The 26,774-nt window shown below is 40.0% G+C and carries 26 protein-coding genes; 17 read left to right on the forward strand and 9 right to left on the reverse strand.

Going from position 1 to position 26,774, the window contains the following annotated elements:
- Positions 1–56: 56 nt before the first annotated feature.
- The 3 genes from AWW68_RS04070 to AWW68_RS04080 all read left to right on the forward strand — a co-directional run bounded on the left by AWW68_RS04070 (position 57) and on the right by AWW68_RS04080 (position 4,599).
- Positions 57–1,601 carry a glycine--tRNA ligase gene (locus AWW68_RS04070; RefSeq protein WP_068216857.1) on the forward strand — a complete coding sequence of 515 codons (1,545 nt, stop codon included), beginning with the start codon at positions 57–59 and terminating at the stop codon, positions 1,599–1,601.
- Between the two features lie 63 nt (positions 1,602–1,664).
- Positions 1,665–2,189, forward strand: a complete 525-nt coding sequence (locus AWW68_RS04075) for a hypothetical protein (protein ID WP_068216859.1) — start codon at positions 1,665–1,667, stop codon at positions 2,187–2,189.
- Positions 2,176–4,599 (forward strand): hypothetical protein, encoded by a 2,424-nt coding sequence (locus tag AWW68_RS04080; RefSeq protein WP_068216861.1) that lies wholly within the window; start codon positions 2,176–2,178, stop codon positions 4,597–4,599. Before AWW68_RS04075 ends, AWW68_RS04080 begins: the two co-directional genes overlap by 14 nt.
- Before the next feature lie 14 nt (positions 4,600–4,613).
- On the opposite strand, the gene AWW68_RS04085 is transcribed toward AWW68_RS04080, so the two are convergent.
- Positions 4,614–4,862 carry a ribbon-helix-helix domain-containing protein gene (locus tag AWW68_RS04085; protein ID WP_068216863.1) on the reverse strand — a complete coding sequence of 83 codons (249 nt, stop codon included), beginning with the start codon at positions 4,860–4,862 and terminating at the stop codon, positions 4,614–4,616.
- A gap of 153 nt (positions 4,863–5,015) precedes the next feature.
- The gene (locus AWW68_RS04090) at positions 5,016–6,065 is read right to left on the reverse strand and encodes a PA0069 family radical SAM protein (RefSeq protein ID WP_157717521.1); all 1,050 of its coding nucleotides are present in this window, start codon (positions 6,063–6,065) and stop codon (positions 5,016–5,018) included.
- Positions 6,066–6,251: 186 nt separating this feature from the next.
- Here AWW68_RS04090 and AWW68_RS04095 point away from each other — a divergent pair, with 186 nt between their 5' ends.
- The 3 genes from AWW68_RS04095 to yjjX all read left to right on the forward strand — a co-directional run bounded on the left by AWW68_RS04095 (position 6,252) and on the right by yjjX (position 11,514).
- Positions 6,252–9,557 carry a WD40/YVTN/BNR-like repeat-containing protein gene (locus AWW68_RS04095; RefSeq protein WP_068216865.1) on the forward strand — a complete coding sequence of 1,102 codons (3,306 nt, stop codon included), beginning with the start codon at positions 6,252–6,254 and terminating at the stop codon, positions 9,555–9,557.
- Positions 9,558–9,818: 261 nt separating this feature from the next.
- Positions 9,819–10,994, forward strand: a complete 1,176-nt coding sequence (locus AWW68_RS04100; protein WP_068216867.1) for a UDP-N-acetylglucosamine--peptide N-acetylglucosaminyltransferase SPINDLY family protein — start codon at positions 9,819–9,821, stop codon at positions 10,992–10,994.
- On the forward strand, positions 10,981–11,514 hold the full coding sequence (gene yjjX, locus AWW68_RS04105) for an inosine/xanthosine triphosphatase (RefSeq protein ID WP_068216869.1): 534 nt from the start codon (positions 10,981–10,983) through the stop codon (positions 11,512–11,514). Before AWW68_RS04100 ends, yjjX begins: the two co-directional genes overlap by 14 nt.
- 267 nt (positions 11,515–11,781) lie before the next feature.
- On the opposite strand, the gene AWW68_RS04110 is transcribed toward yjjX, so the two are convergent.
- A complete protein-coding gene (locus AWW68_RS04110) occupies positions 11,782–13,326 on the reverse strand; it encodes a M20/M25/M40 family metallo-hydrolase (protein ID WP_068216871.1) in 1,545 nt (514 codons plus the stop codon).
- Positions 13,327–13,407: 81 nt separating this feature from the next.
- Positions 13,408–14,409 carry a hypothetical protein gene (locus AWW68_RS04115; RefSeq protein ID WP_068216872.1) on the reverse strand — a complete coding sequence of 334 codons (1,002 nt, stop codon included), beginning with the start codon at positions 14,407–14,409 and terminating at the stop codon, positions 13,408–13,410.
- 135 nt (positions 14,410–14,544) lie between these two features.
- Between AWW68_RS04115 and AWW68_RS04120 the strand changes: the two genes are divergently transcribed.
- Genes AWW68_RS04120 through AWW68_RS04130 form a run of 3 tightly spaced genes read left to right on the forward strand, consistent with a single transcriptional unit; the run spans position 14,545 to position 17,646 of the window.
- Positions 14,545–15,450 (forward strand): M20/M25/M40 family metallo-hydrolase, encoded by a 906-nt coding sequence (locus AWW68_RS04120; protein WP_084375565.1) that lies wholly within the window; start codon positions 14,545–14,547, stop codon positions 15,448–15,450.
- Positions 15,451–15,460: 10 nt separating this feature from the next.
- Positions 15,461–16,936, forward strand: coding sequence for a DUF5687 family protein (locus AWW68_RS04125; protein WP_068216874.1), 1,476 nt, complete (start codon positions 15,461–15,463; stop codon positions 16,934–16,936).
- 11 nt (positions 16,937–16,947) lie between these two features.
- Entirely contained in the window at positions 16,948–17,646 is a 699-nt protein-coding gene (locus AWW68_RS04130; RefSeq protein ID WP_068216876.1) for an ABC transporter ATP-binding protein, read from the forward strand.
- 37 nt (positions 17,647–17,683) lie between these two features.
- Here the strand turns inward: AWW68_RS04130 and AWW68_RS04135 are convergent, their stop codons facing one another.
- Positions 17,684–18,100, reverse strand: a complete 417-nt coding sequence (locus AWW68_RS04135) for a VOC family protein (RefSeq protein WP_068216878.1) — start codon at positions 18,098–18,100, stop codon at positions 17,684–17,686.
- Between the two features lie 160 nt (positions 18,101–18,260).
- Here AWW68_RS04135 and AWW68_RS04140 point away from each other — a divergent pair, with 160 nt between their 5' ends.
- Complete coding sequence (locus AWW68_RS04140) at positions 18,261–19,778, forward strand: sensor histidine kinase (RefSeq protein ID WP_068216880.1); 1,518 nt, start codon at positions 18,261–18,263, stop codon at positions 19,776–19,778.
- Positions 19,775–20,443: a LytR/AlgR family response regulator transcription factor gene (locus AWW68_RS04145; protein WP_068216883.1), complete on the forward strand. Its 669-nt coding sequence runs from the start codon at positions 19,775–19,777 to the stop codon at positions 20,441–20,443. The genes AWW68_RS04140 and AWW68_RS04145 overlap by 4 nt, the downstream gene beginning before the upstream one ends.
- Positions 20,444–20,681: 238 nt before the next feature.
- Here the strand turns inward: AWW68_RS04145 and AWW68_RS04150 are convergent, their stop codons facing one another.
- Genes AWW68_RS04150 through AWW68_RS04160 form a run of 3 tightly spaced genes read right to left on the reverse strand, consistent with a single transcriptional unit; the run spans position 20,682 to position 22,532 of the window.
- Complete coding sequence (locus AWW68_RS04150; protein WP_068216885.1) at positions 20,682–21,497, reverse strand: TPM domain-containing protein; 816 nt, start codon at positions 21,495–21,497, stop codon at positions 20,682–20,684.
- A 1-nt stretch (position 21,498) separates the two neighbouring features.
- A complete protein-coding gene (locus tag AWW68_RS04155) occupies positions 21,499–21,939 on the reverse strand; it encodes a TPM domain-containing protein (RefSeq protein ID WP_068216887.1) in 441 nt (146 codons plus the stop codon).
- Complete coding sequence (locus AWW68_RS04160) at positions 21,939–22,532, reverse strand: LemA family protein (protein ID WP_068216889.1); 594 nt, start codon at positions 22,530–22,532, stop codon at positions 21,939–21,941. Before AWW68_RS04160 ends, AWW68_RS04155 begins: the two co-directional genes overlap by 1 nt.
- On the opposite strand from AWW68_RS04160, the gene AWW68_RS04165 reads away from it, so the two are divergent.
- Genes AWW68_RS04165 through AWW68_RS04175 form a run of 3 tightly spaced genes read left to right on the forward strand, consistent with a single transcriptional unit; the run spans position 22,504 to position 25,171 of the window.
- The gene (locus tag AWW68_RS04165) at positions 22,504–24,036 is read left to right on the forward strand and encodes a pyridoxal phosphate-dependent decarboxylase family protein (protein ID WP_317038744.1); all 1,533 of its coding nucleotides are present in this window, start codon (positions 22,504–22,506) and stop codon (positions 24,034–24,036) included. The two genes, AWW68_RS04160 and AWW68_RS04165, sit on opposite strands and share 29 nt — an antisense overlap.
- Before the next feature lie 24 nt (positions 24,037–24,060).
- A complete protein-coding gene (locus AWW68_RS04170) occupies positions 24,061–24,609 on the forward strand; it encodes a hypothetical protein (RefSeq protein ID WP_068216891.1) in 549 nt (182 codons plus the stop codon).
- 13 nt (positions 24,610–24,622) lie between these two features.
- Complete coding sequence (locus tag AWW68_RS04175; RefSeq protein ID WP_068216893.1) at positions 24,623–25,171, forward strand: hypothetical protein; 549 nt, start codon at positions 24,623–24,625, stop codon at positions 25,169–25,171.
- Here the strand turns inward: AWW68_RS04175 and AWW68_RS20045 are convergent.
- Positions 25,168–25,308: a hypothetical protein gene (locus AWW68_RS20045; protein ID WP_157717523.1), complete on the reverse strand. Its 141-nt coding sequence runs from the start codon at positions 25,306–25,308 to the stop codon at positions 25,168–25,170. The genes AWW68_RS04175 and AWW68_RS20045 overlap by 4 nt on opposite strands.
- A gap of 189 nt (positions 25,309–25,497) precedes the next feature.
- Between AWW68_RS20045 and AWW68_RS04180 the strand changes: the two genes are divergently transcribed.
- The 3 genes from AWW68_RS04180 (at position 25,498) to AWW68_RS04190 (ending at position 26,764) form a co-directional block, all read left to right on the forward strand.
- A complete protein-coding gene (locus AWW68_RS04180; protein WP_068216895.1) occupies positions 25,498–25,707 on the forward strand; it encodes a helix-turn-helix transcriptional regulator in 210 nt (69 codons plus the stop codon).
- 62 nt (positions 25,708–25,769) lie between these two features.
- The gene (locus tag AWW68_RS04185) at positions 25,770–26,087 is read left to right on the forward strand and encodes a hypothetical protein (protein ID WP_068216900.1); all 318 of its coding nucleotides are present in this window, start codon (positions 25,770–25,772) and stop codon (positions 26,085–26,087) included.
- Positions 26,084–26,764, forward strand: a complete 681-nt coding sequence (locus AWW68_RS04190; RefSeq protein ID WP_068216902.1) for a hypothetical protein — start codon at positions 26,084–26,086, stop codon at positions 26,762–26,764. The genes AWW68_RS04185 and AWW68_RS04190 overlap by 4 nt, the downstream gene beginning before the upstream one ends.
- Positions 26,765–26,774: the final 10 nt, after the last annotated feature.

Genomic DNA, 26,774 nt, shown 5'->3' on the forward strand with positions numbered 1-26,774 from the left:
TTTCATTTTTGAACTCCCATTGGCTTTGTTGAAAGTGATTTACATATCTTTGCGGCATGGCACAGAATGACGATAATCTGCTCAAGAAAATTACTAGTCACGCAAAGGAATATGGCTTCATTTTCCCTTCAAGTGAAATTTACGATGGTTTGGCGGCTGCCTATGACTACGGCCAAAATGGAGTTGAGCTAAAGAATAATATCAAGGAGTATTGGTGGAAAGCCATGGTACAAATGAATGAGAACATTGTAGGTATAGATGCCTCAATTTTCATGCACCCTAGTACTTGGAAAGCGTCTGGTCACGTAGATGCTTTCAACGACCCAATGATTGATAACAAAGATTCTAAGAAGCGTTATCGTGCCGATGTACTGATTGAAGACGTGATCAAAAAGTACGAAGCCAAGATTGAAAAGGAAGTAGCCAAAGCTCAGAGGCGTTTTGGCGATTCCTTCGACAAAGAACAGTTTTTAGCTACTAACCCTAACGTAAAGCGCAGCCAAGATAAAATCGATGAGATTGAAACTAGGTTAGGAAGCAGCCTTGCTAAAGGAGATTTAGCCGATGTAAAAGCATTGATTGAAGAACTTGGTATTGCTGACCCAGTGTCTGGATCTAAAAACTGGACCGATGTGCGCCAGTTCAACCTAATGTTCTCAACAGAGTTAGGTTCTGTAGCAGAAGGTGCCAACAAAATTTACTTGAGACCAGAAACGGCTCAGGGTATTTTTGTGAACTACCTAAACGTGCAAAAAACCGGTAGAATGAAGTTGCCTTTCGGTATTGCGCAGATTGGTAAAGCCTTCAGAAATGAAATTATTGCTCGTCAGTTCATCTTCAGAATGAGAGAATTTGAGCAGATGGAAATGCAATTCTTTGTGAAGCCAGGTGAGGAAATGACTTGGTACGAAAGCTGGAAAGCTAAGCGTATTGCTTGGCACAAAGCTTTGGGCTTAGGTGAAGACAACTATAGATTCCACGATCATATAAACCTAGCGCATTATGCCAATGCTGCTACTGATGTAGAATTTAACTTCCCGATGGGCTTCAAGGAGCTAGAAGGGGTTCACTCTAGAACCGATTTCGACTTAAAAGCGCATGAAGAGCTTTCGGGTAAGAAGCTTCAGTTCTTCGACCATGAAGAGAATAAGTCTTACGTGCCTTATGTAATTGAGACTTCAATTGGTCTCGACCGTATGTTCTTGGCTGTAATGTCTTCGGCTTACACTGAAGAGACTTTAGAAGATGGCAGCGAAAGAACTGTGATGAAAATTCCTGCAGCTTTGGCTCCTTATAAAGTAGCGGTTCTTCCGTTGGTGAAGAAAGATGGTCTGCCTGAAAAAGCTAGAGAAATTCTTTCAGACTTGAGGTTCGATTTCAACTGTCAGTACGATGAGAAAGACGCTATCGGTAAGCGATACAGAAGACAAGATGCCATCGGTACTCCATTCTGCGTTACAGTAGATTATGACACTTTGGAAGACAACACAGTAACCATTAGAGATAGAGATGATCTATCTCAAATCCGTGTTTCTATCGATGAATTAAAAGCTAAGTTGAAAGAAAGCTGCTCGTTGGAGGGATTGTTAAGGAAGCTATAATATTTAGTTTTATGTTCTAGGATTCAAGATTGATTTGTAGAAAAATCTTAATTTGAACCTACAATGAACATCAAACTATTCCTCAATATTTTAAAGCTACTTCTTATAACAATCTCTTCAATTACGGTTTTGATTGTGATCTTTCTATTGATACTAATTTTCTCGGTTCCACTTGGTATTCCTCCTGAAGTCCACTTTGAAGTCTTTTCAGACAACAACCTTATATTACCAATTTCAGCGACCGTATTGGCTTCTATAGTGGCAATTGCTTTACCACTTTCTATTCAGCTAGTTAGCCATTCGGCAAAAGAGGCGTTCAATGAGGGGGAAATTGGAGAGCTAATTTTTGATAGCAAACCTTATAAACACCTCAAAAAAGGAATGGCCATCATGGGATTAGTTGTGCTGATCTCATGGACTGGCTCCAACAGAGTTATAGAATTTCCTATTGTCATCATAATCTTTTGGTTCATTCAAAGATTCTGGGTGTTCATCAATTTCATGGAAAAATATATTTCTGACTTTAGTGGAGAATTAATCAAAAAAGAGCAGAATAAAGTAGACCAACTCTTGAATGGCCAATCTTGATTTTTACAAATCATTTGAAAGAATAACCAAAGCACTGGTATTAAAGCTAGCTGAAGGAGACTATGAAACCGTAATTAATACGATTGATTGGCTTGATAAGCGACTTCAGAAACTATTTGAACTTATTGACAAAGACGAAAGTCTTTTTTTTGAAATTTTCGATCCGGAACGAGAATTTCAACCAAGGCTCATTGAGCAGAACCCAGTTGAAAGACTTTCTTTTTCCGATTTACTCAGCAGTGGGCAGATCGGTGTTTCCTCAAGACCGATCAAACGTGAACCTCCTAGATTAATAGACCAAAAAATAGACCTTGGATTAAGTGGTCGTAGAAGAGATTCCAAATCCTTTCTGGAAAAGCTTCTACAACTTTTTTACTCTATTTGGGATAAGGCTCGCAATGTTAGAGGCTATTCTATAGACATCTTGGTTGGCCAGATTTATCACAACTTAATGGTCTACGTGTCGCAAATGGAAGAATCAAAAATAGAGACACAATCTGTATTAAGGAGGTTATTCTGGATTTTCGAAAATCAAGCTTATGAATTAAAAAGGGGTAAAATTGAATTAGAGTTTATTTGGCGAGCGGACTTATTCAATTCTATAGACCTAATCTTTAAGGAGTCATTTCCACCTAAATATTCAAGTCTTGTTCAAGGTCATATATTCAATATGTTACTATCAACTTTTGATGAAGATTTGATACTTCAGAAAAGATACATTGAATCGATAACCTCAAAACACAGAATACCCTTATCATCGGATTTCACAAATCTACTTGATGAAATTCATTTTGATCAAGCACATAAAGTCGGTCTGGGGGTGTTAACTGATATGGTTTTTAAAGAAAGGGACAAGCTCATTACCAAGATTAAATACATTGATGAATCAAAAATAGATGACTTGGAGTCTCTGGATATTTACAGAAATCAGGTAGCAGAATTTTTCAAAACTGATTGGATCAATGTATATAAGTCAGAAGAGAATAACTGGAAAGTTGAGAAAGAGAAGGCTAGGTTATCAATAGTATACAAAGCTAACCTAGAAAAAAACACCCTTTTTCTTCTTTTACTTTACTCAATTAGCCAAGATAGGTTCGATTTTGTAAACTATATATTCGAGAACAATACTCCTCATAAGCTCAGTTCATCTTGGTCGTCTCCAGAGTATGCTCCCATTCAGTTAGATCAAACGCTAAATCTTTTTCTCAATCGCCATCTTCAAACTAACAATCAACTGATTTTCTCTTCTGATAAATATGAGACTGATCACCTAATAAACATTCTCATATTGTTTTCATTGAAATATGTACTGAAATATGAATACAAGTTTTACGTCAAGAATGACAACATTATTCAGGGTTACTTTGATGATAAAAATGCGGAGGAATTGAAGTCATATGAATATAGACTGGAGAGGTTAGATTCGATGATAAAGAATGAGAATCAGAGATGGAAAGAGAAGAATTTCTCACAAAAAAACTTAGAACAAATATCTGCGCTCCTTAGTAAAATATCTAGGGTCGTTAAAAGCAGTTTACAAGACCTAGAACAACTAACCAAGATTCCAGAGGGAGTATTCCAAAATTTGATTGTTAGTATAGAACAGAACCTCAGCGACAAATCCATTTTTCTAAAGCTAATTTCAGAATTTGCTGAGGTCAACTACTCACAAGAATTGACTGAATTTGATGACAAAAAGGGACATATAGGAGTCTATACTAATGAAGTACATTTCAGAAGATCATTTTTGCCCAATTGGCCTGTCCCAACGTATGGCACGATAGAGTATTTCTCAGAAAAAATACGCTCTACCCTTGACCTTTTGTTATTTAGGAAGATTAAAGAATCCTTTGAGAAGCACTCCTCTCGAGAGTTTGAAGTAATAAAAGAATCCAACGTCTTCGTTGACTCACTTGAAAAATCCGATTTCGAAATAGTATTATTCCGAAATTATCACCCTTCCAGTCTAATGAGAAAAATAGAAGGTTTTATTCCTAACTATCAAGTTGAAAAAGGTCTGTTCGAATCCTTTAAAAATCGATTTGTCGGGCTGCTCAATAATGTTCCGATCTTCTGGTATATTGACCCTTTCAAAGATCAAAACGAGGTCATTTTGTTCAACAAATCTGACTTAGGTAGTATTGAGGTGCTTCGAACAAAAGAAACAGAAGAAGCTCATTACAATAGCGAATTTATAAATGCTCAAATATTCGACTTACCTATCGATCCAGAGGCAAAACAGAAAATCCTTGAGGAAAGTCCAGTTTGGTTGGAACGAGAGGCTGAAGAAACGGGTAAATCCATTGATGACATCTTAATGGAGAAGGTTTGGATCAAAATCTATGCTTATTTGAAATATGTTCCAGCTCAAAACCTTGGGGCAACGAAAACAATTAAAATAGAATTTTAAGCCTTAGTAAGCTTTTATCTCAAACCAATATCCCTTCTTAGGTTACCAGTAAAGACAGTTAACCTACCCTCGACAATATTTTGATATCCCTCCAGAATTGACTCTCGAAGTGCTTCTGCTTCTTTTCTCTCCTGATCATGCCGTATTAGATCGCGAACATATTCACTTGGGGTGGAATACATAGTGCCATCACCAGCTTGCTCTGAAACAAAACGCTTCATTTCATCAGTAAGAGGCACATTTATGCTTTTGAAGTTCGCCATAATCTAATCTACATAATTCTGAATACTTTTGAATATTTGACAAATAATAAAGTTAAAGGCTTTATAGCTCACAAAAGCACCATTTCATGAGCTATAAACTGATTATTTATAGCTCATAATCTCAATACGCTGTACTCAATAATAGCTACTCCCTTAAAGAAGCCCCATTTGCCCCCTGTTTGTCTTCACGAATAGATCGGTTCTTAAAGGAGGTCTGTGATGAGTGTTGCCGAAGTACTTCGCCTTGCTCACAGCAAAAAGCTGATGAATGGATTCTACCATCAGCCCTTCACCTCGCATTCTGGCTCCAAAACGACTGTCGTTCAGCTTTCCATTGTGCGCACCTTTAATCTGGTTGAGTATTTTATCTGCTCTGTCAGGAAAAGCCCTTTCCACCCAATGCTCGAAAACCTGGCCGATTTGACCATTCAGCCTCACCATGGTAAAACTGGCACTCTTAGCACCAGCCTTTGAAGCTGCCTCCATAATATTTGGGATTTCGTGATCATTCAGACCGGGAATAATCGGCCCGATCATAATATTGCAGTTCACTCCAAGTCGGCTTAATGTTTCAATAGCCCTTAGCTTCTGTTGTGTAGTAGCGGTTCTGGGTTCAAGTTTCCTTCTTACTTTTTCATCCATTGTGGTTATGGAGAAAATAATAGTGACCAAATTATCCTTGGCCAACTCGGAAAGAATATCGGCATCTCTGGTTGCTAACACATTTTTGGTGATGATGCCAACAGGATGTTTATACTTCAAAAATACCTCAAGGAGCTTTCGGGTGATTCCCAACTTTCGTTCAATGGGTTGATAGCAATCTGTATTGCCAGAAAGCACAATAGTTGCCGGTTGGTACTTGGGCTTCTGAAAGTACTTTTCAAGTAGAGCAGGAGCATTCTCCTTATAAAGGATAACTCTTTCAAAGTCCAAACCAGCATTGTAGCCCCAGTATTCATGTGAGTTTCTGGCGTAACAATAAATACACCCGTGTTCACAGCCCTGATAAGGATTCATAGAAAACTCCATCCCAACATCTGGGCTTTCTACTTTGTTGACAATAGTTTTAGGAAAAATGGGGATGTACTTAGTTGGAGGTGCACCATCATCATATTCATCTATTCCCTCTAAGTGTTCTTGCACATATTCATGCATTAAGAACCTATTCTTCACCTGAGTCTGAGCCCCTCTTCCTTTTATCATTATCTATAATTTTTAGCAATACTAAATTAAATAGTATTCATCTAAATATCATAGCCTGTGAATACTAAAATCTTGCGAAAGAGTGTCTGGTGCAAATCGGCTTTTTTGATGAGTGCCCTGAATTATTTATCGGTAACGACTATCTTGAAAACCTCATTCAAATTCGAAACTCAAACGAATCGACCCATGAAAAAACGACTAGAAATTATGGTGCTGGTTTTATTGTGCTGTGGCCTGATGAGCCCCGACCTGCTAGCCCAAAGAAGAAGTAAAAAGAACTCGGAAGAGAATAAGAAAGACCCACTAGCTGGTATTTCTCTCAATGGATTCAAATTCAGAAGTGTAGGGCCAGCCCTAACTTCAGGTAGAATCGCAGACTTTGCGGTAAACCCAAACGACCCAAGCGAATTCTATGTAGCCTCAGCTGCAGGTGGTGTTTGGAAAACTACTAATGCAGGAACCACTTTTGACCCTATTTTCGATAACTACGGAAGTTACTCTATCGGGGCATTAGCCATGGACCCGAATAACCACAATGTTATTTGGGTAGGAACTGGAGAAAATAATAATCAGAGATCTGTCTCTTACGGAGACGGGGTTTACAAGTCTATCGATGGCGGTGCATCGTTCAACCATATGGGACTGAAAAAATCTGAGCATATTGGTATGATCGCTATCGACCCAAGAAATTCTGATGTAGTTTATGTGGCTGCCACTGGTCCACTATGGAGCAGCGGAGGAGACAGAGGTCTTTATAAAACTACTGACGGAGGAGAAACCTGGGACTTGGTACTGGAAATTAGTGAACACACTGGTGTGAATGAAGTGCACATGGATCCGAGAAACCCAGATGTGCTTTACGCAACTGCTCACCAAAGAAGAAGACGCCAGTGGACATACCTTGGTGGTGGCCCAGAGTCTGGAATCTACAAATCGACAGATGCTGGTGCCAACTGGGAGAAGATAAACAGAGGTTTACCAGGTGGCGATAAAGGAAGAATTGGCATGGATATTTCTCCGGCCAATCCTGAGGTAATTTATGCCATAGTTGAAGCACAAAATGGACAAGGTGGATTCTTTAGAAGTACAAACCGCGGTGCTTCTTGGCAAAAAATGAGCAGCCATTCTACTAGCGGAAACTACTATCAAGAAATTGTGGCTGACCCAGTAGATGTAGATAGAGTTTACTCTTTGAATACTTTTACTATGGTGACAAATGATGGTGGAAAAACCTTTAGTCAACTAGGTGAGCAGAGTAAGCACTGGGATAATCATGCTATTTGGATTGATCCTGCTAATAACAAACACCTCCTTGAAGGCTCAGATGGTGGAGTATATGAGTCTTTCGACCAAGGTAAAACATGGAAGTTCTTCACAAATATTCCTGTTACGCAGTTCTATAAAGTATCTGTAGATAATGCTGAACCTTTCTACAACATTATGGGAGGAACGCAAGATAACTACAGCTTGCACGGACCATCTCAAACCTTATCGGCTCATGGTATCATCACGGCCGATTGGAAAGTAACGCAAGGTGGAGATGGCTTTGAGTCGGTTCCAGACCCTGAAAACCCAGACATCGTTTATGCACAATCGCAAAATGGTGGCTTGGGCAGGTTCGACCTTAAAAGCGGTGAGTCGGTAACCATTATCCCTAGACCTAGAAAGGGTGAAAAGCAATATAACTTCAACTGGGATTCACCATTGATGGTAAGTCCACACGATGCTAAAACGCTTTACTATGCTGCCAATAAAGTATTCAAAAGTACAGACCGTGGTGATTCATGGGAGGTTATCAGCGATGAGTTAGACCAAAATATAGATAGAAATCAGCTCCCAATTATGGGTAAAATTTGGCCTATGGATGCTGTTGCTAAAAACGGCTCTACTTCTAGGTATGGAGCAGTTGTAGCCTTAGACGAATCTAGACTTCAGGAAGGTTTGATCTATGCTGGTTCTGACGATGGACAAATTAGCGTAACGGAAAATGGCGGTGCAGATTGGTTCAAGATCAACAGCTTTCCGGGTGTTCCTGCCAATACTTATGTGTATGACCTAATTGCCTCTAAACATGATGTAAATACGGTTTATGCCGCCTTCAACAACCATAAGAGTGGAGATTTTACACCTTATGTTTATGTGAGTAATGATAAGGGTAGAACCTGGAAAAACATTAGCAACAACCTGCCTGAAGGTGCTGTTTACGCATTGGAGCAAGATCATGTAAATGCCAATATCCTTTTTGCGGGGACAGAATATGGAGTTCATGTTTCTCTTGATGGTGGTGATAGCTGGAAGCCATTAAAAGCTGGTTTACCAACCGCTAACGTTCGAGATATGGCTATTCAGGAAAGGGAGAATGATTTGGTGCTAGCTACCTTTGGTAGAGGTTTCTATGTATTAGATGACTACAGCGCAATGCGAGAACTTACCCCAGCACTTCCAGAAAAAGAGGCTCACATTTTCGACATTGCTGAGGCTAAAATGTTCAACACATGGATGCCATTAGGTTCATTAGGCTCTAGGCAGCACGGTTTCCAAGGCGAAATGCACTATTCAGCACCAAACCCAGAAACTGGCGCCATCATTAAGTATTACCTAAAAGAAGGTGTAAGCAGCCTTAAATCTGAAAGAAGTAAAAGGGAATCTGCCGCCTTTAAAAATGGAGAAAACATACCTTATCCAACTTTAGAGGAATATAAAGCAGAGCAAAACGAGCCAGCCTCTTACCTTATCTTCACCATAAAAGACCAAACTGGTGACATTGTGAGTGAGTTGAGAAGCCCGTTAAGAAAAGGTATGGGGCAAGTTGTTTGGGACATGACCTACATGAACTTCTCTAGTGTAAACTCAAGACAAGCTAACCCTAGCTCAAGCTTAGGTTCTACTGGTATTTTCGTTGTTCCAGGTACTTATACCGTCAGCATGAGCCAGGTGGTAAAAGGAGAGTTAAGCGAATTAGTTTCTGGGGTTAGTTTTGAGGTATCTAAACTCGATAATCAAATTCTTCCTGCAGACGATTGGAACGCCATGGCAGAATTCAAGAAAAAAGCAGCGTCATTAATGTCTGCTATGAATGCCACCAGAGGTGTACTGTCAGAGATGTCTGGCAAAATTGCCAACTACAAAGCGGCTGCTAAGGCATTCCCTATTCAAGAGTCTTTAGATTTACTAGCTGAAATTGAAGCTCTAGAGAAGGAGGTTGAAGCGGTAAATATTGCCATGAATGGAGATTCAGACGTTGGAAGATTAGATATGGATCAGGAATATAGCGTAAGGCAAAGAGCTCAAAATGCTGCTTACGACATCTTCGGTTCGCTTTCTAATGTAACTGGAACTTCAATCAGAAACTATGATATTGCTGCCGATGAGTTCGCTCCAGTTTTATCAAGTGTAAAAGCGCTTCAACCCAAATTTGAAGCTATGGATAGCAAGTTAGGTACAATGGGGGCTCCGTTATTACCAGGAGCGCTTCCCAACTGGAAAAAATAAACTTAGAACGAATTAAAAAAGGCCTCATTTCACAGAAATGAGGCCTTTTTCTTTTTGGATTATCAGGAATATGTAGAACTTTCGAGAGAAAGGAATTAAATGTACACCCAACTTTCCGTTAACGGAAAATTGACGCTAAATACATTTTTTTACATGCAAGCGTCTATATATAAAGTGTATCTTTAGTTCTCCTTTAACCCTCAACTTTATTAGAGTCTCGTAAAACTTTTAAATTTGTCTTAACGACAAAGGGCTGGATCATTGAAATATGTCGTCATCATATTAGTTAGTCTATTAACTGAGCACTCTCATGCCCAAGATCTTATTTCTGTTGCCAATACTTTCCTGAATGATAAGAATTATCTGGAGGCCAAAGCCGCAATAGATGAGGCATTTGAAAGCGATCAGGCCGATGAAAATCCGAGAGCTTGGTACACTAAGGCCAGAATTTACCATGAAATTTTAAAGTCTACTGATCAAGCGCTTAAAGAGATAAAGTCTGACCAAAAGGCTTTTGTTGCCGAGGTGGTAGATGCCTACCAGAATACCAAAAGACTAACAGACCCCACTAATAACCTCCACATTTTGGCCAACAACCAAATTGAAATACTCTGGGCCGACTATGTGAATGCTGGAATTACCAAGTTCCAGTCTAGCAAGTTTATAGAAGCCTCAGAGTTCTTTGAAGTTTCTCAGATTGCTAAACCTGCCGACTCCACAGGCTACTTATATGCAGCGCTCAGTCTGCAAAACTCAGGTAAATATCAGCGAGCTATAGATAATTATATGGCCCTGAGAGATATATCAAGGTTAACAAAGAATGCATACAATGGCCTAATTATCTGTCAGCAACTGCTCAACTTACCCGATGCTCAGCAACTAGATGTGGTAGAAGAGGCGCTGTTTGAATACCCGAACCACTTGCCTTATATACTTCAGGAAATAAGAATTCTAATCAGGTTGAAGCGATTCGATGCGGCAGAATCGGTATTAAAAACATCAATTCAGAGAAACCCAAATAATGCCCAACTAGTACTTAGACAAGCCGACCTTTATGATAGAGTATTTAAAGATGCTTACCTAAACGGGGAGCCAGAGCGCTCTGAGCAATATTTTGAAATGGCATCTAGAAGTTATGAAAGGTACCTCAATAGCTTTCCTGAAGACTTTACTGCCAACTATAATTACTCGGTAATGATCAACGAACAGGCCAATAGAGTTTACGTGCGCGTAAACCTAATGAGCAAGGAAGAGTATGAAATGAGGGGCAAAGAGACTGAACAATTAGGTCATGACTGGACGCGCAGGGCTTTACCTTACATGGAGAAGGCGCAACAGGCAAAACCAGAAGATGAAAATGTAATCAAGGCCCTGAAGGTGTACTACGAAAGGCTCGAAATGACAGAAAAACTCAATCAAATTAATGGAGGAAATTAAACTCATTGTAGCCTCTAGAAACCCTGTGAAGATTGAATGTGCCGAAAAGGGCTTCTCCAAGGTATTTCCAAAATCAAAAATCTTAGCTCGAGGTATTGCCGTTGCATCTGGTGTGGCAGACCAGCCAATGACAGATGCTGAAACACTTGAAGGTGCTAAAAACCGAGCTGAAAATGCAAAAGCCTCTGAACCTGAAGCAGACTTTTGGATAGGTATTGAGGGTGGCATTGCCGAACCATCATCAACTATGGAAGCCTTTGCGTGGGTCTATATTATTTCTAAAGACAGAAACGGTAAAGCCAGAACAGCTAGCTTTGACCTTCCTCCTAAAATTCAGGCATTAATACATGAGGGTATTGAGCTAGGCGTTGCAGACGATATGGTGTTTGACCGCTCTAACTCTAAACAGAAAAGCGGTGCAGTAGGTATACTCACTCACGACCTAATTAATCGTGCTCAATACTACGAACCAGCTGTTATTCTGGCGCTTATCCCTTTTGTAAATACAGAGCTCTATTAAATAAACCATTATGGGCTGAAAGCACCATAGTTTTAGAGGCAACTGAAAGTCGTTTTGAATGCCCGACTTAGAATTAACGTCAATCAAACCCCGAGCATTATCGGGGCGTACACCGTAAATTCTAGGATGCTTTTTAGAAGCTAAAGGGAAATGCACTAAAGTGCATAGTTTTAACTCCTTTTGTGACCAATAAAAATGCCATCCCTTTTAGAGATGGCATCCTGAATATTAAATTCTATATCTGACCGGTGGTCAAACAGAAACATCTTATCTACGTCTAGAAGTTTCAAAAACCTTTGGCTTACGAGGAAGCTTCTCGTCCATGTTGGCAGTTTGCATAACCATAGTAGCCACAATGATAGCGTTCTTTCTTAGGTCTGCTCCCTGAAGTCTCTCATAAAGGTCCATGTTTGTATGGTGAGTTCTTGTACCATAGTCAATAGGATCTTGGATAAACTGGAAACCTGGAAGGCCAATACCATCAAATGCTTGGTGGTCTGTACCGCCAGTATTTCTGATGGTTACAGTGTTTGCACCCATATCTTCAAATGCGCTGAACCACTCTTTAAAGATTGGTCTTAAAGCCTCGTTTCCTTGTAAGTAAATACCTCTAATGGCACCTGTTCCGTTATCCATATTATAGTAAGCAGAAAGCTTAGCGTGGTTATCATTCGGCTGACCATTTTTCATAAACTCACTCTGAACGTAGTTTCTAGAACCGTAAAGACCTTGCTCTTCACCACTCCAAAGTGCTACTCTTACTGTTCTTCTCAACGGAACACCAGACTCTTTCAAAATTCTGATAGCCTCCATCATTACTGCAGAACCTGCTGCGTTATCTGTTGCTCCTGTTCCTGCAAACCAAGAATCTAAGTGAGCACCAAGCATTACAACTTCGTCTTTCAATTGTGGGTCTTGGCCTGGAATTTCAGCCAAAACATTGTAGCCTTTCTCATCAGACTCATGGAATTCAGTTTTGGTATCGGCTTCTACCATTACCTTTTCACCTTTAGATAGTAATCTTACTATTCTGTTGTAGTGCTCTGGAGCAACTTCCATTTCTGGCAATGCTTCAGGATCGTTTCTAGAACCGTTTGAAGTAAAGAAAGTACCTTGACCACCACCTCTGGTAGTGTTAAGAATCATAGCTACACCTTCATCTTTAAACATTTGATAAGCAGCATTTCTCAACTGAGCTGCTCTTCTGAAGTCAGAAATTCTTCTTTGACTGAACACACTGTTAGAGTTGCTTACTCTCTCGCTAGTCATTCCTTCAAGCTGTTCGTCAGTAAATCTTCTAGCATCTGCTTCAAAAGTAGTTTTTGCCTCAACGCTAGTAGGCATTAAAACAATTTTACCTTTAAGGTTACCTTTGAATTTTGCCAAATCGGCTTCAGACTGAGCGTCTACATAAACAGCTTCTCCGCTAATTAAGCCATTGGTACCTGGAGTCCATGCTTTTGGAATACCAATAATCGCTTGGTAATAAGGAACAGTCATAGCTACGTAAGATTTTCTTACATCCCATCCTCTTCCAAAGTCACCCCAAGGGTCAACTTTAACATTAGAGAGGCCCCACTCTTTAAATTGGCCAGAAGTCCAGTCATAAGCATTTTTTAAGCCTTCAGAACCTGTTAGTCTTGGACCAATTCTATCGGTAAGGTTCCAGGCAATGTCCATTACCTGACTGTTGTTTAGGCCCTCATCTTTAATTTTGTAGAGAGCATTGTAGTCTAATTGGGTATTCTGAAACCCAAATGCTGCGAACGTGCAAAAGAACATGCACACAAAAAATAGTTTTATCGTCCTCATTCTTAAAGTTTGTTTGCTCACAATATAGCAATGTCAAGATTGAGTGTCCCTTTTTTTGGGATGTATGGAAAGAATTCAGTCTCAATTGCCGTTTGATGCTGCGGCCTTCTGAATTTGAGCTACAAAAGCATTGAGTGCCTCGAACCAATTTTCCGAAGCGTCCCATTCTTTTCCTATAAAAATGGTATTGGTTCTAAGGTCGTCTAAGTAGAACTTATAGACTGTCTTTTCAGAGGGTGTGCTATCCTCAGGCAGGGGAATCCATTCATTTAGCGTTTTTTCTTTTGCCTTAAGCATCTTCAACTCATAAATAAAGCCTGACCTTCTTAGCGTAGCATCATTCTCATTGTTAGCAACAAGCTCCATTGTATTGGTAGAGTCTGCTGAAAGCATTTGAAACTGTTGGTTCTGCAAGTTGATCTGCTGCATGAGCGAATCTTCTTCAAACATATAAGCATGCTGAACTTTAAAGATGGGTAACTGCTCATACTTCTGTTTGACTATGGGTCTCATAGCTATTTTAAACTCCGCAACTTGTGGAGGCACAGACCTACCTATAACACCTGGCTTTATGGTTGAATAGAAAAACTCAGGGTTTTCATTCACCAACAAATTGGTTCTTTGAAACTGATCAGTTTTAAAATAAGTATTCAGCTCTTGCCATACTGTGCTTAAGTCTGAAGTGAGCCTGGCAAAAGCTGAAGCACCTTTATTCCACATGCTTTCTTCTTTATTAAACTGTGTAATGGCTAAGAAAATGGGACCATCTGCCTCTTTGGCCGAAAGAATAATAAGGTTTTCTATTCCTCTAGAAAAAGTAAAATCTGGGAGTGGTAGAGGATCATTTAGAGATGCATCATACTTATCTACAGGAAAATATGCTACTGCATCTACGCCTACTTCTGCAAAGAAGGCTTGCATTTCATCTAGAATTTCTTGCCACTCGCTTGGCGATTCGTCCATCGGCACAGAAAGAAGCACCAAGCTTTTGGTCTTCAGAATATCTTGAGGAGGATATAAGGCCTGATTAAGGCCTAACTTGTTCAAATACTGGTCAATATCGCTCTGCGCCTGTAAAGACATAGAGCAACCAAAGGCCAAGAGAAGAAGAATAATTTTGTGAGTAAGTGAGCGCAAATCTTCTTAAGGTATTGATTAAGTTTAAGACTAAACTAGTCCACAACCAGATAGCAATAGCTTTCTATAACTGTCACAACGATGCAAAGGTATTCAAATTTCATTCTCATTTCTTTTCTGCTTTGTCTCATTTCTATTCCAGCGTTTTCTCAATTAGATAGACTAGACACAGAGTATATGCTAGAAGACTTAAGAAAGCTTTCTCACGATGCTGCCGAAGGCAGAAGAACTGGAACCAATGGAGCAGAGGCTGCCAGAAGGTTTATAATAAAGCAGCTAGAAGATATGAATGCTAAAAGTCTTCAAGACGATTTTAGGCATCCGTTTAACTTCGTAAGCCGAGGTGGTGACACTATTCAGGCTGAAAATATTGTGGCTTACATAAAAGGTGAGGAGCAAACTGCCTTTGTTATTACCGCTCACTACGATCATTTAGGGGTAAGAAACGGACAAATTTATAACGGTGCCGATGATAATGCCTCTGGTGTTGCGGCTATGCTGGCCATGGTTGAATACTTCAAAAGTAATAAGCCAAGACACACAATGGTATTTGCTGCTCTAGATGCCGAAGAAATGGGCTTGCAAGGTGCCAAGGCATTTCTTAACGATGAAAGCATTCCGCAAGACATGATTAAGCTGAACATTAACATGGACATGATCAGCATGAATGACAAAAATGAGCTTTATGTAGCTGGCACCTCACATTACCCTAACCTGAAGCCAATAGTTGAGAGCGTAAATGTGTTGCCTCTGCAACTAAAGCTAGGTCACGATACTCCAGACCTTGGTAGTGATGACTGGACTAACTCTTCTGACCACGGACCATTTCACAAAAGAGGGATTCCTTTCCTCTATTTTGGAGTAGAAGACCATGCGCATTATCATAAACCTACAGACGTTTTTGAGAACGTAAATCAAGACTTTTATATAAAGGCTACCCACGCCATTCTAGACTGTATTCTCGCACTAGACTCTTCTTTGAACTAATAGCATTCACATGATAAGAACCTTAATTAGCCACTCTTTCAAGCAACAGTTTAGGTCGCCCGTATGGGCTAAAAACCTAGTAGCCAACGTTTTTCTTGGCTTTGCTGGGGTGGTATTGTCCATATATGTGCTTGTGTTGGGTATATTTCTCAGCGAAATCTTAGACTCTCTAGCTCCAGACAAAGAACCCATTCAACTACTTAATGGGCTTATTATCTACTATTTCGCAGTAGAGTTTTTTATGAGGTTCTTTCTTCAAAATGTTCCTGTATTGGCTATTGAGCCCTACTTGCACTTGCCTATGCCAAAGCGCAAGATTGTGCACTTTATGCTCAGAAAAAGTCAGGTCAGTGTTTTCAATCTTATTTCAATACTTCTGTTTACCCCATTTGCATTTAGAGAAGTATTGACGACCCATGGAGCCACAGCCACACTTGGCTGGTTGGTAATGATTTTTGGTTTAGCATTTACCATTCACTTTCTCACTATACTCTTTAAGAAGAAATTGAATGAACAGCCCAACCTAGTACTCATTATTGCTGGGCTTTTCTCGGTAGTTGGTGGGCTAGATTATTACGGATTCTTATCACTTTCTACTATTTCTTCAGACCTATTTGGTTCAATTATAGAGCAACCTGCCTTTGCGCTTATTCCTGTTGTTCTCTGGTTTGTGAGTTACAGAGCCAATTATTCTTTTTTGGTGAATAATACTTATCCAGAAGAAATTTCAACCAAGAAGAAAAAATCAAAGATCTCTGGCGATTTCGCTTTCCTGAAAAGGTTTGGCCGAATTGGAGAAATGATTGCTTTGGAACTGAAACTGATAATCAGACACAAGCGCCCAAGAAGTGCCCTTATGATTTCTGGCTTTCTGTTGCTTTATGGACTTATTTTCTATCCAGAAGAGCAGTATCAGCAAATGAACTGGATTTTCTTGTTTGTAGGAATTTTCATTACCGGTACTTTCTTTCTTCAGTATGGTCAGTTTTTGCTCAGCTGGGAAAGTGGCTACTTCGATTTTGTACTGACTAGAAAAGTAAAGTTCAGGCAGTATTTCGAGTCTAAGTACTACCTGTTTCTTGCTACCTCTACTATCTCATTTGTACTGTCTTTAGCCTATGGATATTTCGGGGCGCAGATTATTTTCATCAATCTGGCCGCCTACCTCTTTAATATTGGGGTGAATGTTTTCTTTGTTATGCGCATTGCACTCTTCAACCCAAAGAAAATTGACTTAAGCAAAAGGGCAGCTTTCAATTATGAAGGAGTTGGGGCCGCTCAATTTCTAATAGCCTTGCCAGTAATGTTTTTGCCTTACGTCATTTATGCTCCATTCCTGATCTTAGGAATTGGTGAGTATGGGCTTCTATTACTTGGGGTTTTAGGTCTAATTGGCTTTTTGCTGAGAGACAAATGGCTAGACTTTATCACAAAAAATTTCATTAAAAACAGACATAAAATAGCAGCGGGTTTCCGAGCACAATAAATATTTCGATTATGATAACAGTAAAAGGACTTAGAAAGCAATACAAAGGAGTAACCGTTGTGAATATTCCTGAATTGATAGTTGGAAAAGGCGAAAGCTTTGGCCTAGTCGGAAATAATGGTGCTGGTAAAACTACTTTTTTCAGAATGATTCTGGACTTGGTAAGGCCAACGGAAGGAGAAGTACTTAGCCAGGGTACAGACGTAAAGAAAACAGAAGACTGGAAGTACTACACTGGCTCTTTTTTGGATGAATCATTCTTAATTGACTACCTCACTCCAGATGAATATTTTGAGTTTGTTGCTAGCCTCCACGATTATTCTGCCGGAGACTTACAGGAGTTCCTTTCTCAATTTGAGGCTCTATTCAATGGCGAAATTATTGGCCAAAATAAATACATTCGAGACCTCTCTAAAGGTAACCAGAAGAAGGTTGGTATAGCTGCTGCATTGATGGGCCGACCAGAAGTAATATTGCTCGATGAACCTTTTGCCAACTTAGACCCAACCACTCAGATTAGACTGAAAAACTTACTGAGAGACTGGAAAGAGAACCATCAGCTGACAATGCTAATTTCTAGCCACGACCTTAACCATGTTACAGAGGTTTGTGAGCGCATAGTGCTCTTAGAAAAAGGCGAAGTAAAGCAAGACATTAAAACGAGCAGCTCAACGCTTAAAGATCTGGAAGACTATTTTGCGGCTTACTAACGAGGCATAGAAGGTCTTCTATACGGTCACTTTTTTGTCACTTAGCAAATATCTGAGACGGGTCTTTGAACGACTTAAACTCCAGTGCATTTCCGCTTGGGTCTAAGAAAAACATAGTGGCTTGTTCTCCAACTTCTCCTTCAAAACGGATGTATGGTTCTATAACGAAATTGATGCCGTGCTGCTTAAGCTTTTCTGAAAGCTCATGCCATTGATTCCACTCTAAAACAGCTCCAAAATGACGGACAGGTACGTTTTTACCATCAACAGCATTGGTATTGGCTTGAGCCAGTTCTTCTGGCTTAACATGCGCACTGAGTTGATGGCCGAAGAAGTTAAAGTCGATCCACTTATCGGTAGAGCGACCAATTTCGCAGCCGAGTAAGTCGCCAAAAAAGGTTCTGGTAGATTCAATGTCCTTGACAGGGAATGCTAGGTGAAAAGGAGTATTCATTATTTGGTCAGTTAGATAATTGGTTATTCGTTGAATGGGGGTGAATTTACGACTTAATTATATTCAGCATAGCATTGTTAGAAATTCGTCACTTTTAGAGTGTGGTTGGTCACATTAAGTGGAAGGAAGAATGGTGATTGGTTAATGTTGAAATAAAAAGATGAGTAGAATAAAAGTGTTCAGAGGCATAGTTCTTTCTATTGCCATTCTATACGTCATTAAAAAGGCTCTTGTAGATATAAATTCAATCTATTCACAATATGCAAAGCGATCATTCGAGTTTTTCCAACAAAGCCCTGAACTAGCAAGTAAATATTGGGACATTCTACCTGTTCAACTTTTAACACACGATCTAATTCTAATCTTGATTGGGGTAACCTTTTATCACCTCGTCAAAAAATTCGAGATAAATAAGAGGTTATATCTGGCATACCTAATTTTCTTACTTCCATCTGCTTTGTTTGGCTATTTACTGGCCCAATATGACCAATTAATAAATCCATATTATTTTCTCAAATACCCCAGCCCGATTATTACTAATCAATACTCTCTATTTACGCATTTGGTAATTAGAAATTCAATTGAGTTTGTTTCATTGTTCTTTCTGGTAATGGCGATGTACAGAATCGAAAGAACATATATTAGAAACTCCAGCTTTTTAAGAGAACTATTTGAGCTACCAAAATCGAGTATCTTTATCAACTTCTTTCTTCCAATAGCTCTTCTTATATTAATCACTCTAGAGAGTTTTGCTGGTAATCTGCAACTACAAATGTATATCTCTTGGCAGGTATTACTTTGGTCAAGCTTCTTGTGTTTACTTGGTCTAACACTAATTGTTTATTTGGCTAAAGAAATTGACAAAGTTAAAGCTCTCAGTTACTGGAAAGTTTACGAGCTATATTTAGGTATATGTTTGACTCTTATAGTATTTACACTCTTTAGAAAGGTTTCGTTTGGAGATGAATTTCTAACAAACATAAATGATTGGATACTCTATGTGTTTTTAATTATCGGATTAATTCCTCTACTCTCTGGCTTTGTAGGATACAAAATCAATCAAAAGCTTATAGTCAATAGGCTCGAGTCACTAAACACCCAATCCGAACTTTCAAACCTCAAATCGCAAATCAACCCACACTTTCTCTTCAATTCACTAAATAGTCTTTATGGCTTGGCATTGGAAGAAAGCAGTCCGAAAACCTCGACAGGAATTCAAAAACTCAGTGAAATGATGCGCTTTATGCTGCGCGAAAATGTGGAAGACAAAACTGAAATCAGCCGGGAGTTTGAATACGTAGAAAACTATATTGAGCTTCAAAAATTAAGGGTTGATGGAAATGAAAAAGTGAGATTAGAGTATGAGATAGACACAGCTTGTGAGGGTAAAATAACTCCTATGCTTATTATTCCTTTTATTGAAAATGCCTTTAAGCATGGGGTCAGTGCGCATCATAATTCATGGATTGAGATTAAATTGAGTTGTAGCAAAGAGGCCATTCATTTGAACGTGAAAAACAGCAATCATAAGAAATCGAAATCTACGGAAGAAGAGAGCGGTATTGGGCTGGAGAATGTAAGGCAAAGGCTTACCATGCTCTATCCAGACAAGCACCTTTTCCAGCTATTTGAGAATGAAGAAAGCTTTGAAGCCAACCTTAAAATTGAACTCAATTGATTAGAGCCATTGCTATAGATGACGAGCCTATTGCCTTAAAGGTGGTGGAAGAACATGCTTCCAAAATCCCTTTCCTGCAACTAGAAGAGTCATTTACCGATGCCTTTGCCGCTTTGGACTTTCTGCAAAACAATAAAGTAGATCTGATCTTTTTAGACATCAATATGCCAGATATCTCTGGCCTCGACTTGCTAAAAGCAACCGATGCTAAGTTTCAAATCGTATTTACAACCGCCTATTCCGAATATGCTGTAGAAAGCTATGAACACAATGCAGCAGATTATTTGCTCAAGCCCTTCGAATTTGGTCGCTTTCTGAAAGCTGTTATGAAAGTGAAAGAGGGTCTAAAACAGGCGAAGGAAGACTACTTCTTTGTAAAGTCTGGTTACGAGTACATACGCATCAACTTTCAGGATTTGCTTTTTATTAAGGGAGAAGGCAACTATCTCAAGTTGGTGGAAAAGGAGCGTAGCACACTCACCAGAATGACTTTTGAGGAAGTTTTGAGCCAAATACCAGAGAGCTTCATTCAGGTGCATCGGTCATTTATCATTAACTCTCAGCTCGTGGAAAAGCTGGAAAAGCACCAGGCTAAAATTGGGCAACACCAAGTGCCAATTAATACTGAAGGTTACGACAGGTTGAGGGCTCTAGTTATCAAGTAAAGAACCGTTCCAGTAAGTCTTGCTGAGGCCCCGAAGTATCGGGGGAAGCATCTGATCAAGCTATACTTGTCCTTCTACATCGATAGGATTCTAGCCTCACTCGGTATGACATAGACGGAAGGTCATCAGGCTCAACATTCTTAAGGGTAAGCACTTTTTGCCATAGGGGGAAACAAAAAAGGCTTCACTATTCAGCGAAGCCCTAATAACTAATTTCCTGATCAACGAATGGACTGGCTTACCAACTGCCTCCGGAACCGCCTCCGCCAAAGGAGCCGCCTCCGAAACCACCGAAGCCTCCGCCTCCACCGCCAAAGCCAGAACCACCACCGAACATTCCTCCGCCACCGCGGAAGTTATCCCAGTCGTCATCTCTTCTTCTGCCCATGGAGTTACCCATCATCATCCAGGCCCACCATGGAATACCACGAGTTCCGATACCTCTGCCTCTTCTTCTACCAAAAATTGCCGGAAGAATAAATACTAAGAAGAAAAATACAATAAAGAAGCGGAAGCCACCGCCTCCTCCATCATTACCTCTTCTTCTATTTTGAGCAAATTGCTCTGCGGTATATTCGCCAGAAGCTAATTCAAAAATGACATCGGTAGCATCGTCTAAACCCTTATAAAAATTGCCTTCTTTAAATCTAGGGTTCATGTACTCCTCACGGATGGTATAAGTAGCTGCATCGGTTATAGAGCCCTCCATTCCATAGCCAGATACAATGGCCGCCATTCTATCATTAATAGAAACAACAATGAAAATCCCATTGTCTTTGGCCGTACCTACTTTCCACTTTTCGGCTGTTCTTTGAGCAAAATCAACAACTTCGTAACCATTCAAAGACTGAACAATTAGAATCGAAACCTGGGTAGAAGTAGAGTCTTCATAACCCAACATCTTATTCTCTAAGGCACGAAGCTCTTGTTGAGAAAGCGTACTATTAGTGAAATCATTGACCAACCTTGGAGGGTTTGGTGCATCTGGAATTCCGCTTTGTGCAAAGCCTAAACTGCTGATGGATATAAGAAGTATTACTAGTAAGTTCCGCATATTAGTCTTTGCCAAATGAGATATCGTCCGATAATTCGTTTATGTCGTCTTTTTGGTAAGGATAGAATTCTTTCAGCCTTTCGCCAACACATAGAATGCCATCCACTAGGCCTTCGGTAAACTTTCCATCCTTAAAGTGCTTCACCATTTTCTCTTTGGTGATGTCCCAAAAGTCTGGCTCCACTTTGGCGTTGATACCGCCATCGCCAATAATGCCAAACTTATGGTCTTTAATAGCCATATAGATGAGCACGCCATTTCTGGCTTCGGTCTCATGCATTTTAAGCTGAGCAAAAACCTGAGCCGCTCTGTCCAACACATTGTCTTTTTTGCAATGGTTTTCTAGATGCACGCGAATTTCGCCACTGGTATTTAGCTCAGCCTCTTCAATGGCTGCTTTAATTCTCTTCTTCTGATCTGATGTAAAATGTGCTTCTGCCATTAGTCAAAACTTACTTCTGGTGCTGTTTCTGCTCCTGCAGTAGATTCAAAATATCCTTTTTGGTCGAAGCCAAACATATTAGCGTACAAGTTTTTCGGGAAGCTTCTGATGTAAGTATTGTAGCCTCTTACCTGCTCGTTGAAGTTTCTTCTTTCTACCGCAATACGGTTTTCCGTTCCTTCTAACTGAACTTGTAATTGCTGAAACTGCTGGCTCGCCTTTAAGTCAGGGTAACGCTCAACAGATACTAAAAGTCTACTTAAAGCACCACTCAATCCTTGTTGTGCTTGCTCAAAGTTAGCAATAGCATCAGGAGTAAGGTTTGAAGGGTCCACATTTACGGAAGTAGCCTTTGCTCTAGCTTCAATTACTCCAGTAAGTGTCTCTTGCTCAAAATCGGCATAACCCTTTACGGTATTCACAAGGTTAGGAATAAGGTCAGAACGTCTTTGATATTGGTTTTCAACTTGAGCCCAAGCGGCTCCAATTCCCTCGTCTTGCTGAACCATTGTATTATACGTGCCTTTTATACTCGAATAACCGATCAAAACTAGCACCACTAGAATGATCAGCACAATCCATTTTTTCTTCATTGTCTATTTAGGTTTTGATAGAAATTACGGCTTACAGCCTGCAACATATGTGCTAACTTTGTTATCGGACAATATGACAGATAAGCGTAGAGAAATGGATACTCAATCTTTCAGAAAACATGCACACGAATTGGTAGACTGGATGGCCGATTACTTTGAGTCGGTTGAAGATTACCCAGTAATGTCTCAGGTAAAACCTGGAGATATTCTGAAGCAAATTCCCACCAAAGCACCCAATCAGCCAGAGTCTTTCGACCAAATGCTGAAGGACTTCAATGATATTATCATGCCTGGTGTTACGCATTGGGAAAGCCCGAACTTTATGGCCTATTTCCCAGCTAATAAGAGTAAAGGCTCTGTTTTGGCCGAAATGCTGATGAGCACTTTGGGTGCACAATGTATGCAGTGGCTTACTTCGCCTGCCGCTGCAGAACTGGAAGAACAAATGATGAATTGGCTTCGCGAAATGCTGGGTTTGCCAGAGTCATTTACAGGAGTAATTCAAGACACTGCCTCCACTGCTACGCTTTGCGCATTGCTCACCGCCAGAGAAAAAGCGACCAATTACAGCATCAACGAAAAGGGTTTCGATGAAAGAAAGTTTACCATTTACTCTTCCGAGCAAATTCATTCCTCAATAGACAAGGCAGTAAAAATTGCTGGTTTTGGGATTGAGGCTTTGCGTAAAGTGGAAGTGGACGATGGCTACGCCATGATCCCTGAAAAGTTGGAAGAACTTATTGAAGCCGACAAAGCTGCTGGATATATTCCGTTATGTGTGGTTTCAGCCATAGGTACCACGAGCACAACCGCAGTAGATCCGATTAATGAGATAGGAGACATTTGCCTAAAACACAACATCTGGCATCATGTAGATGCAGCTTATGCCGGAACGGCTTTGGTACTTCCTGAAATGCGCTGGATGTCTGAAGGAGTTGAGAAAGCCGACTCATTCGTTTTCAACCCACACAAATGGATGTTCACCAATTTTGACTGCACAGCATACTTTGTGAAAGACCCGGTAAGTCTAGTCAATACCTTCACCATTACTCCAGACTACCTGAAAACCTCAGTAGACGGAGATGTAAAGAACTATCGTGATTGGGGAATTCCTCTAGGCCGCAGGTTCCGAGCACTTAAGCTTTGGTTTGTCATTCGTGAGTTTGGTGTGGAAGGAATTCGGGCGAAAATCCGAAAGCATATTATGCTCGGAAAATGGTTGGCTCAAGAAATCGATGCACATTCCGACTTCGAGTTGATGGCTCCCGTTCCGATGAACACCGTATGTTTCAGGTATACCAAAGGAGAAGAATCTCAGCTCGATGTACTGAACGAAGCGATCATGAATAAGATCAACAATTCAGGCAAGTTGTTTTTCACACAAACTAAGCTAAAAGGAAAGTTTGTTTTACGTTTAGCCTTTGGAAACACCAATTTAGAGGCCTTTCATGTGGAAAACGCGTGGCAGTTGATTCAGGAAACAGCCAGTGAAATCAAACCTTAAGTCGATCATCTGGTTTCATTTGGCATGAAAAGGTTGTCCATACTCTTGCTGAGCCTGTTTATTATTTCAGCTTGTAATCCTGTAAAAGACAAGAAAGTTGACCAGACAACTATTGGCTTTAAAACCGATGAATCTTCTAAGCTATTCTTCAAAAACGTAAGGCGTTCTTACTACGATGTAGAGGTAATGGAAGAAGCCAAACTGGAAATCTATCGGCTGAAAAAGCGAGTGAAAGAGTCTGATGAACCTATTCTTAATATCAACATAGTCAATAACTGGAGATATGACGAGGCTTATGTTCTGCTTGAACCTAATTCAGCCGCAGGCTCATTGTCCGATATAAAGGTTATTTGGGAAAACGAAGATGGAAAAAGTGGAGAAATCAGCCTAGAAGGTGGAAATAAGAAGAATCAGTTAGACTTTGCAGCCAAAGTATATGATCAGATACAAAATGGAAGTCAGTTCTATATAATGAAGGATGGAGAAAAAAAGGCATTCTTAATTGATTCGAAAAGCAGAGAAGCCTTCAGAGTTACCATGTTCGACTATTTTCGGCTAACTTTAGAGTATTGACACACTCACTCTAATGCATTTCCGAGCTCTCGCCATTTTTATCTTAATCATCACTGTTGGTTGCCAAAAAGAAAAGACTCCAGAATTCGATCAGGAGATCATTGATTTGAAGCTGTTGAATTATAACCTCAATTATTTTAAGTTCAATAGAATTCCCTCTTATGACCTAGAGACCTTCGAAAACCGAATGAAGCTTGGTTTAAGGTTGAAAAAGCGGGTGCTCGATCAGTCCAGACCTATAATAAATCTTTGCATTTTTATTGACTGGAAGCACGGCCAAAGCGAAATAATTGTTGAGCCCAATGACTACATCAAGCATCCTGATGAGTTCGAACTTCTGTGGCGCGACCTGGATGGAGTGCGCGGACTCATCTTCTTTGAACAAGGAGACAGGAAGAAACACCTTGAGTTTGCCGCTCAAGTTTTAGATCAGCTAGAAAGAGGGTGTGAATTTTACCTCAAGCAAGATTCAGAATACATACCCGTACTAGCAGATACTACTAGTCGTAAGGCCTTTCATATTACTATGCTAGACTATTATGGACTATTGAAGAGTCTTTAGTGACTCTCGTCTTCTTTCTTTTTCTTGCCTTTGAAAAGGGCATCATGCTGAGAAAGTGCACCTACAAAGCCAATTAGGATAACAACAATCCAGATGAAAGTATTAGCTCCGCTAGCAATTGGTGGGTCAAATAACATAGTTCTTTTCGTTTAGGCTGCAAAGATAAAGCAAAAGGCTAATGTTAAGAAGCGGTTCACTATTTTTTAACAGCGGTGTAACAAATAGCCAATTTTGCTCACCAAAATGTAATATAAAGTTAACGTTTTTGAGGCGCGAAAACGGAGTGCAAGACTCTAATTTCACAGCATCAAAAACGACTTCATCGAGTGAAAAATTCCCTGAAGGTAGAACGTAAGAAAAAGAAGATTACCCAAGAGCAACTTGCTGATCTAGTTGGCGTATCTAGGCAAAGTATTAATGCCATAGAACGCGGTAAATATACTCCTTCTACTGCCCTAGCTCTTAAGATTTCAGAAATCTTTAATACTACCGTAAACAAGCTTTTTGAGCTAGAACCTGTTGATTATCAGCATTAATTTTCTGTAAGCTGAATTTTTTCAGTGTGTTTTTACTAAATTCAATTCGTAAATAACACACAATGAAAAAGACACTCACAATTGCCTTATTGGCTGTTATGGTTCTGTCTGGCCAATGTTTCGCACAAGACAGCTTTAGCCAAATCAAAATTACTTCAGTAGAAAACCTGGAACCAAGCAGGCTTGGTAATACCGAAGTCTATTTAGACGACTTCATCAAGTTTTCTATTGATAACCCTGACTCCGTTGAGCTTAAAGAGCCACAAAGCCTCTTTCTTTATATTAACGGACACCGATTAAGCCCTTATCAAGCCAATTACATCACCAAAAACAGTGTTGTTTTCAACTTTTTCCATCCGATACCCTCCGTGGACTCATGAAAAAAGAGATCAATAGTTGGGGAGAACATGAAGCCAAGGTGAGAATGAGCTTCGGAAATGCAACGGGTGAGCATGTTCAAATCGAGAAACCTAATGTTACTATAGATTTTGATCCCAACTTTACAGTAAGAAGCTGGATTGGAAGAGGCATTATCTTGCTCATCATCTTTATGTTCTTCGTTCTAGTGAAGAGGAATTATTTTCTCAAGGCAGTAGGCAGTTCAAAATATAGCCTTTCCAGAGTTCAACTTGGTTGGTGGACCATGATTGTTATTTGCTGTTACATTGCCCTTTGGTCGGATAGTGGCGTGTTGGTTCCGCTCACTACTGACACCTTAATTCTTCTCGGAATTAGTGCTGGTACAGCTGCAGCTGCACAGACCATCGACATAAACAGAGTTCAGGCATTAAAATCTCAAAACCCTGCCGCTCCTGTTGAACCAGCAAATGCTGCTCATAAAGGTCAATCGTTCTTATTCCAGATTCTATCAGACCATGATGGAATCAATATTCAACGATTCCAGAGTGTAGTTTTCACCTTCTTTATTGGGGTTTTCTTTGTTTTCGAAGTCATCACCAAGTTCGAAATGCCAGATTTAGATCCTGGAATTTTAGGGTTGATGGGCATTAGCTCTGCAACATATGCTGGTTTAAAAACCAACGAGGGTAAAAATTAAACACAACACA

This window comes from Roseivirga spongicola, assembly GCF_001592965.1.
Taxonomy (GTDB): Bacteria; Bacteroidota; Bacteroidia; order Cytophagales; family Cyclobacteriaceae; genus Roseivirga; species Roseivirga spongicola.

Bases quoted from the DNA above. Each gene is read 5' to 3' on its own strand.
- AWW68_RS20045 (WP_157717523.1), bottom strand. From the start codon at position 25,308: ATGTTATTTGACCCACCAATTGCTAGCGGAGCTAATACTTTCATCTGG.
- AWW68_RS04080 (WP_068216861.1), top strand. From the start codon at position 2,176: ATGGCCAATCTTGATTTTTACAAATCATTTGAAAGAATAACCAAAGCA.
- AWW68_RS04155 (WP_068216887.1), bottom strand. From the start codon at position 21,939: ATGGCAGAAGCACATTTTACATCAGATCAGAAGAAGAGAATTAAAGCA.
- AWW68_RS04090 (WP_157717521.1), bottom strand. From the start codon at position 6,065: ATGATAAAAGGAAGAGGGGCTCAGACTCAGGTGAAGAATAGGTTCTTA.
- AWW68_RS04110 (WP_068216871.1), bottom strand. From the start codon at position 13,326: ATGAGGACGATAAAACTATTTTTTGTGTGCATGTTCTTTTGCACGTTC.
- AWW68_RS04125 (WP_068216874.1), top strand. From the start codon at position 15,461: ATGATAAGAACCTTAATTAGCCACTCTTTCAAGCAACAGTTTAGGTCG.
- AWW68_RS04160 (WP_068216889.1), bottom strand. From the start codon at position 22,532: ATGAAGAAAAAATGGATTGTGCTGATCATTCTAGTGGTGCTAGTTTTG.
- AWW68_RS04185 (WP_068216900.1), top strand. From the start codon at position 25,770: ATGAAAAAGACACTCACAATTGCCTTATTGGCTGTTATGGTTCTGTCT.
- AWW68_RS04115 (WP_068216872.1), bottom strand. From the start codon at position 14,409: ATGTCTTTACAGGCGCAGAGCGATATTGACCAGTATTTGAACAAGTTA.
- AWW68_RS04075 (WP_068216859.1), top strand. From the start codon at position 1,665: ATGAACATCAAACTATTCCTCAATATTTTAAAGCTACTTCTTATAACA.
- AWW68_RS04135 (WP_068216878.1), bottom strand. From the start codon at position 18,100: ATGAATACTCCTTTTCACCTAGCATTCCCTGTCAAGGACATTGAATCT.
- AWW68_RS04175 (WP_068216893.1), top strand. From the start codon at position 24,623: ATGCATTTCCGAGCTCTCGCCATTTTTATCTTAATCATCACTGTTGGT.
- AWW68_RS04150 (WP_068216885.1), bottom strand. From the start codon at position 21,497: ATGCGGAACTTACTAGTAATACTTCTTATATCCATCAGCAGTTTAGGC.
- AWW68_RS04130 (WP_068216876.1), top strand. From the start codon at position 16,948: ATGATAACAGTAAAAGGACTTAGAAAGCAATACAAAGGAGTAACCGTT.
- yjjX (WP_068216869.1), top strand. From the start codon at position 10,981: ATGGAGGAAATTAAACTCATTGTAGCCTCTAGAAACCCTGTGAAGATT.
- AWW68_RS04165 (WP_317038744.1), top strand. From the start codon at position 22,504: ATGATCAGCACAATCCATTTTTTCTTCATTGTCTATTTAGGTTTTGAT.
- AWW68_RS04140 (WP_068216880.1), top strand. From the start codon at position 18,261: ATGAGTAGAATAAAAGTGTTCAGAGGCATAGTTCTTTCTATTGCCATT.
- AWW68_RS04120 (WP_084375565.1), top strand. From the start codon at position 14,545: ATGCAAAGGTATTCAAATTTCATTCTCATTTCTTTTCTGCTTTGTCTC.
- AWW68_RS04070 (WP_068216857.1), top strand. From the start codon at position 57: ATGGCACAGAATGACGATAATCTGCTCAAGAAAATTACTAGTCACGCA.
- AWW68_RS04085 (WP_068216863.1), bottom strand. From the start codon at position 4,862: ATGGCGAACTTCAAAAGCATAAATGTGCCTCTTACTGATGAAATGAAG.
- AWW68_RS04190 (WP_068216902.1), top strand. From the start codon at position 26,084: ATGAAAAAAGAGATCAATAGTTGGGGAGAACATGAAGCCAAGGTGAGA.
- AWW68_RS04170 (WP_068216891.1), top strand. From the start codon at position 24,061: ATGAAAAGGTTGTCCATACTCTTGCTGAGCCTGTTTATTATTTCAGCT.
- AWW68_RS04095 (WP_068216865.1), top strand. From the start codon at position 6,252: ATGAAAAAACGACTAGAAATTATGGTGCTGGTTTTATTGTGCTGTGGC.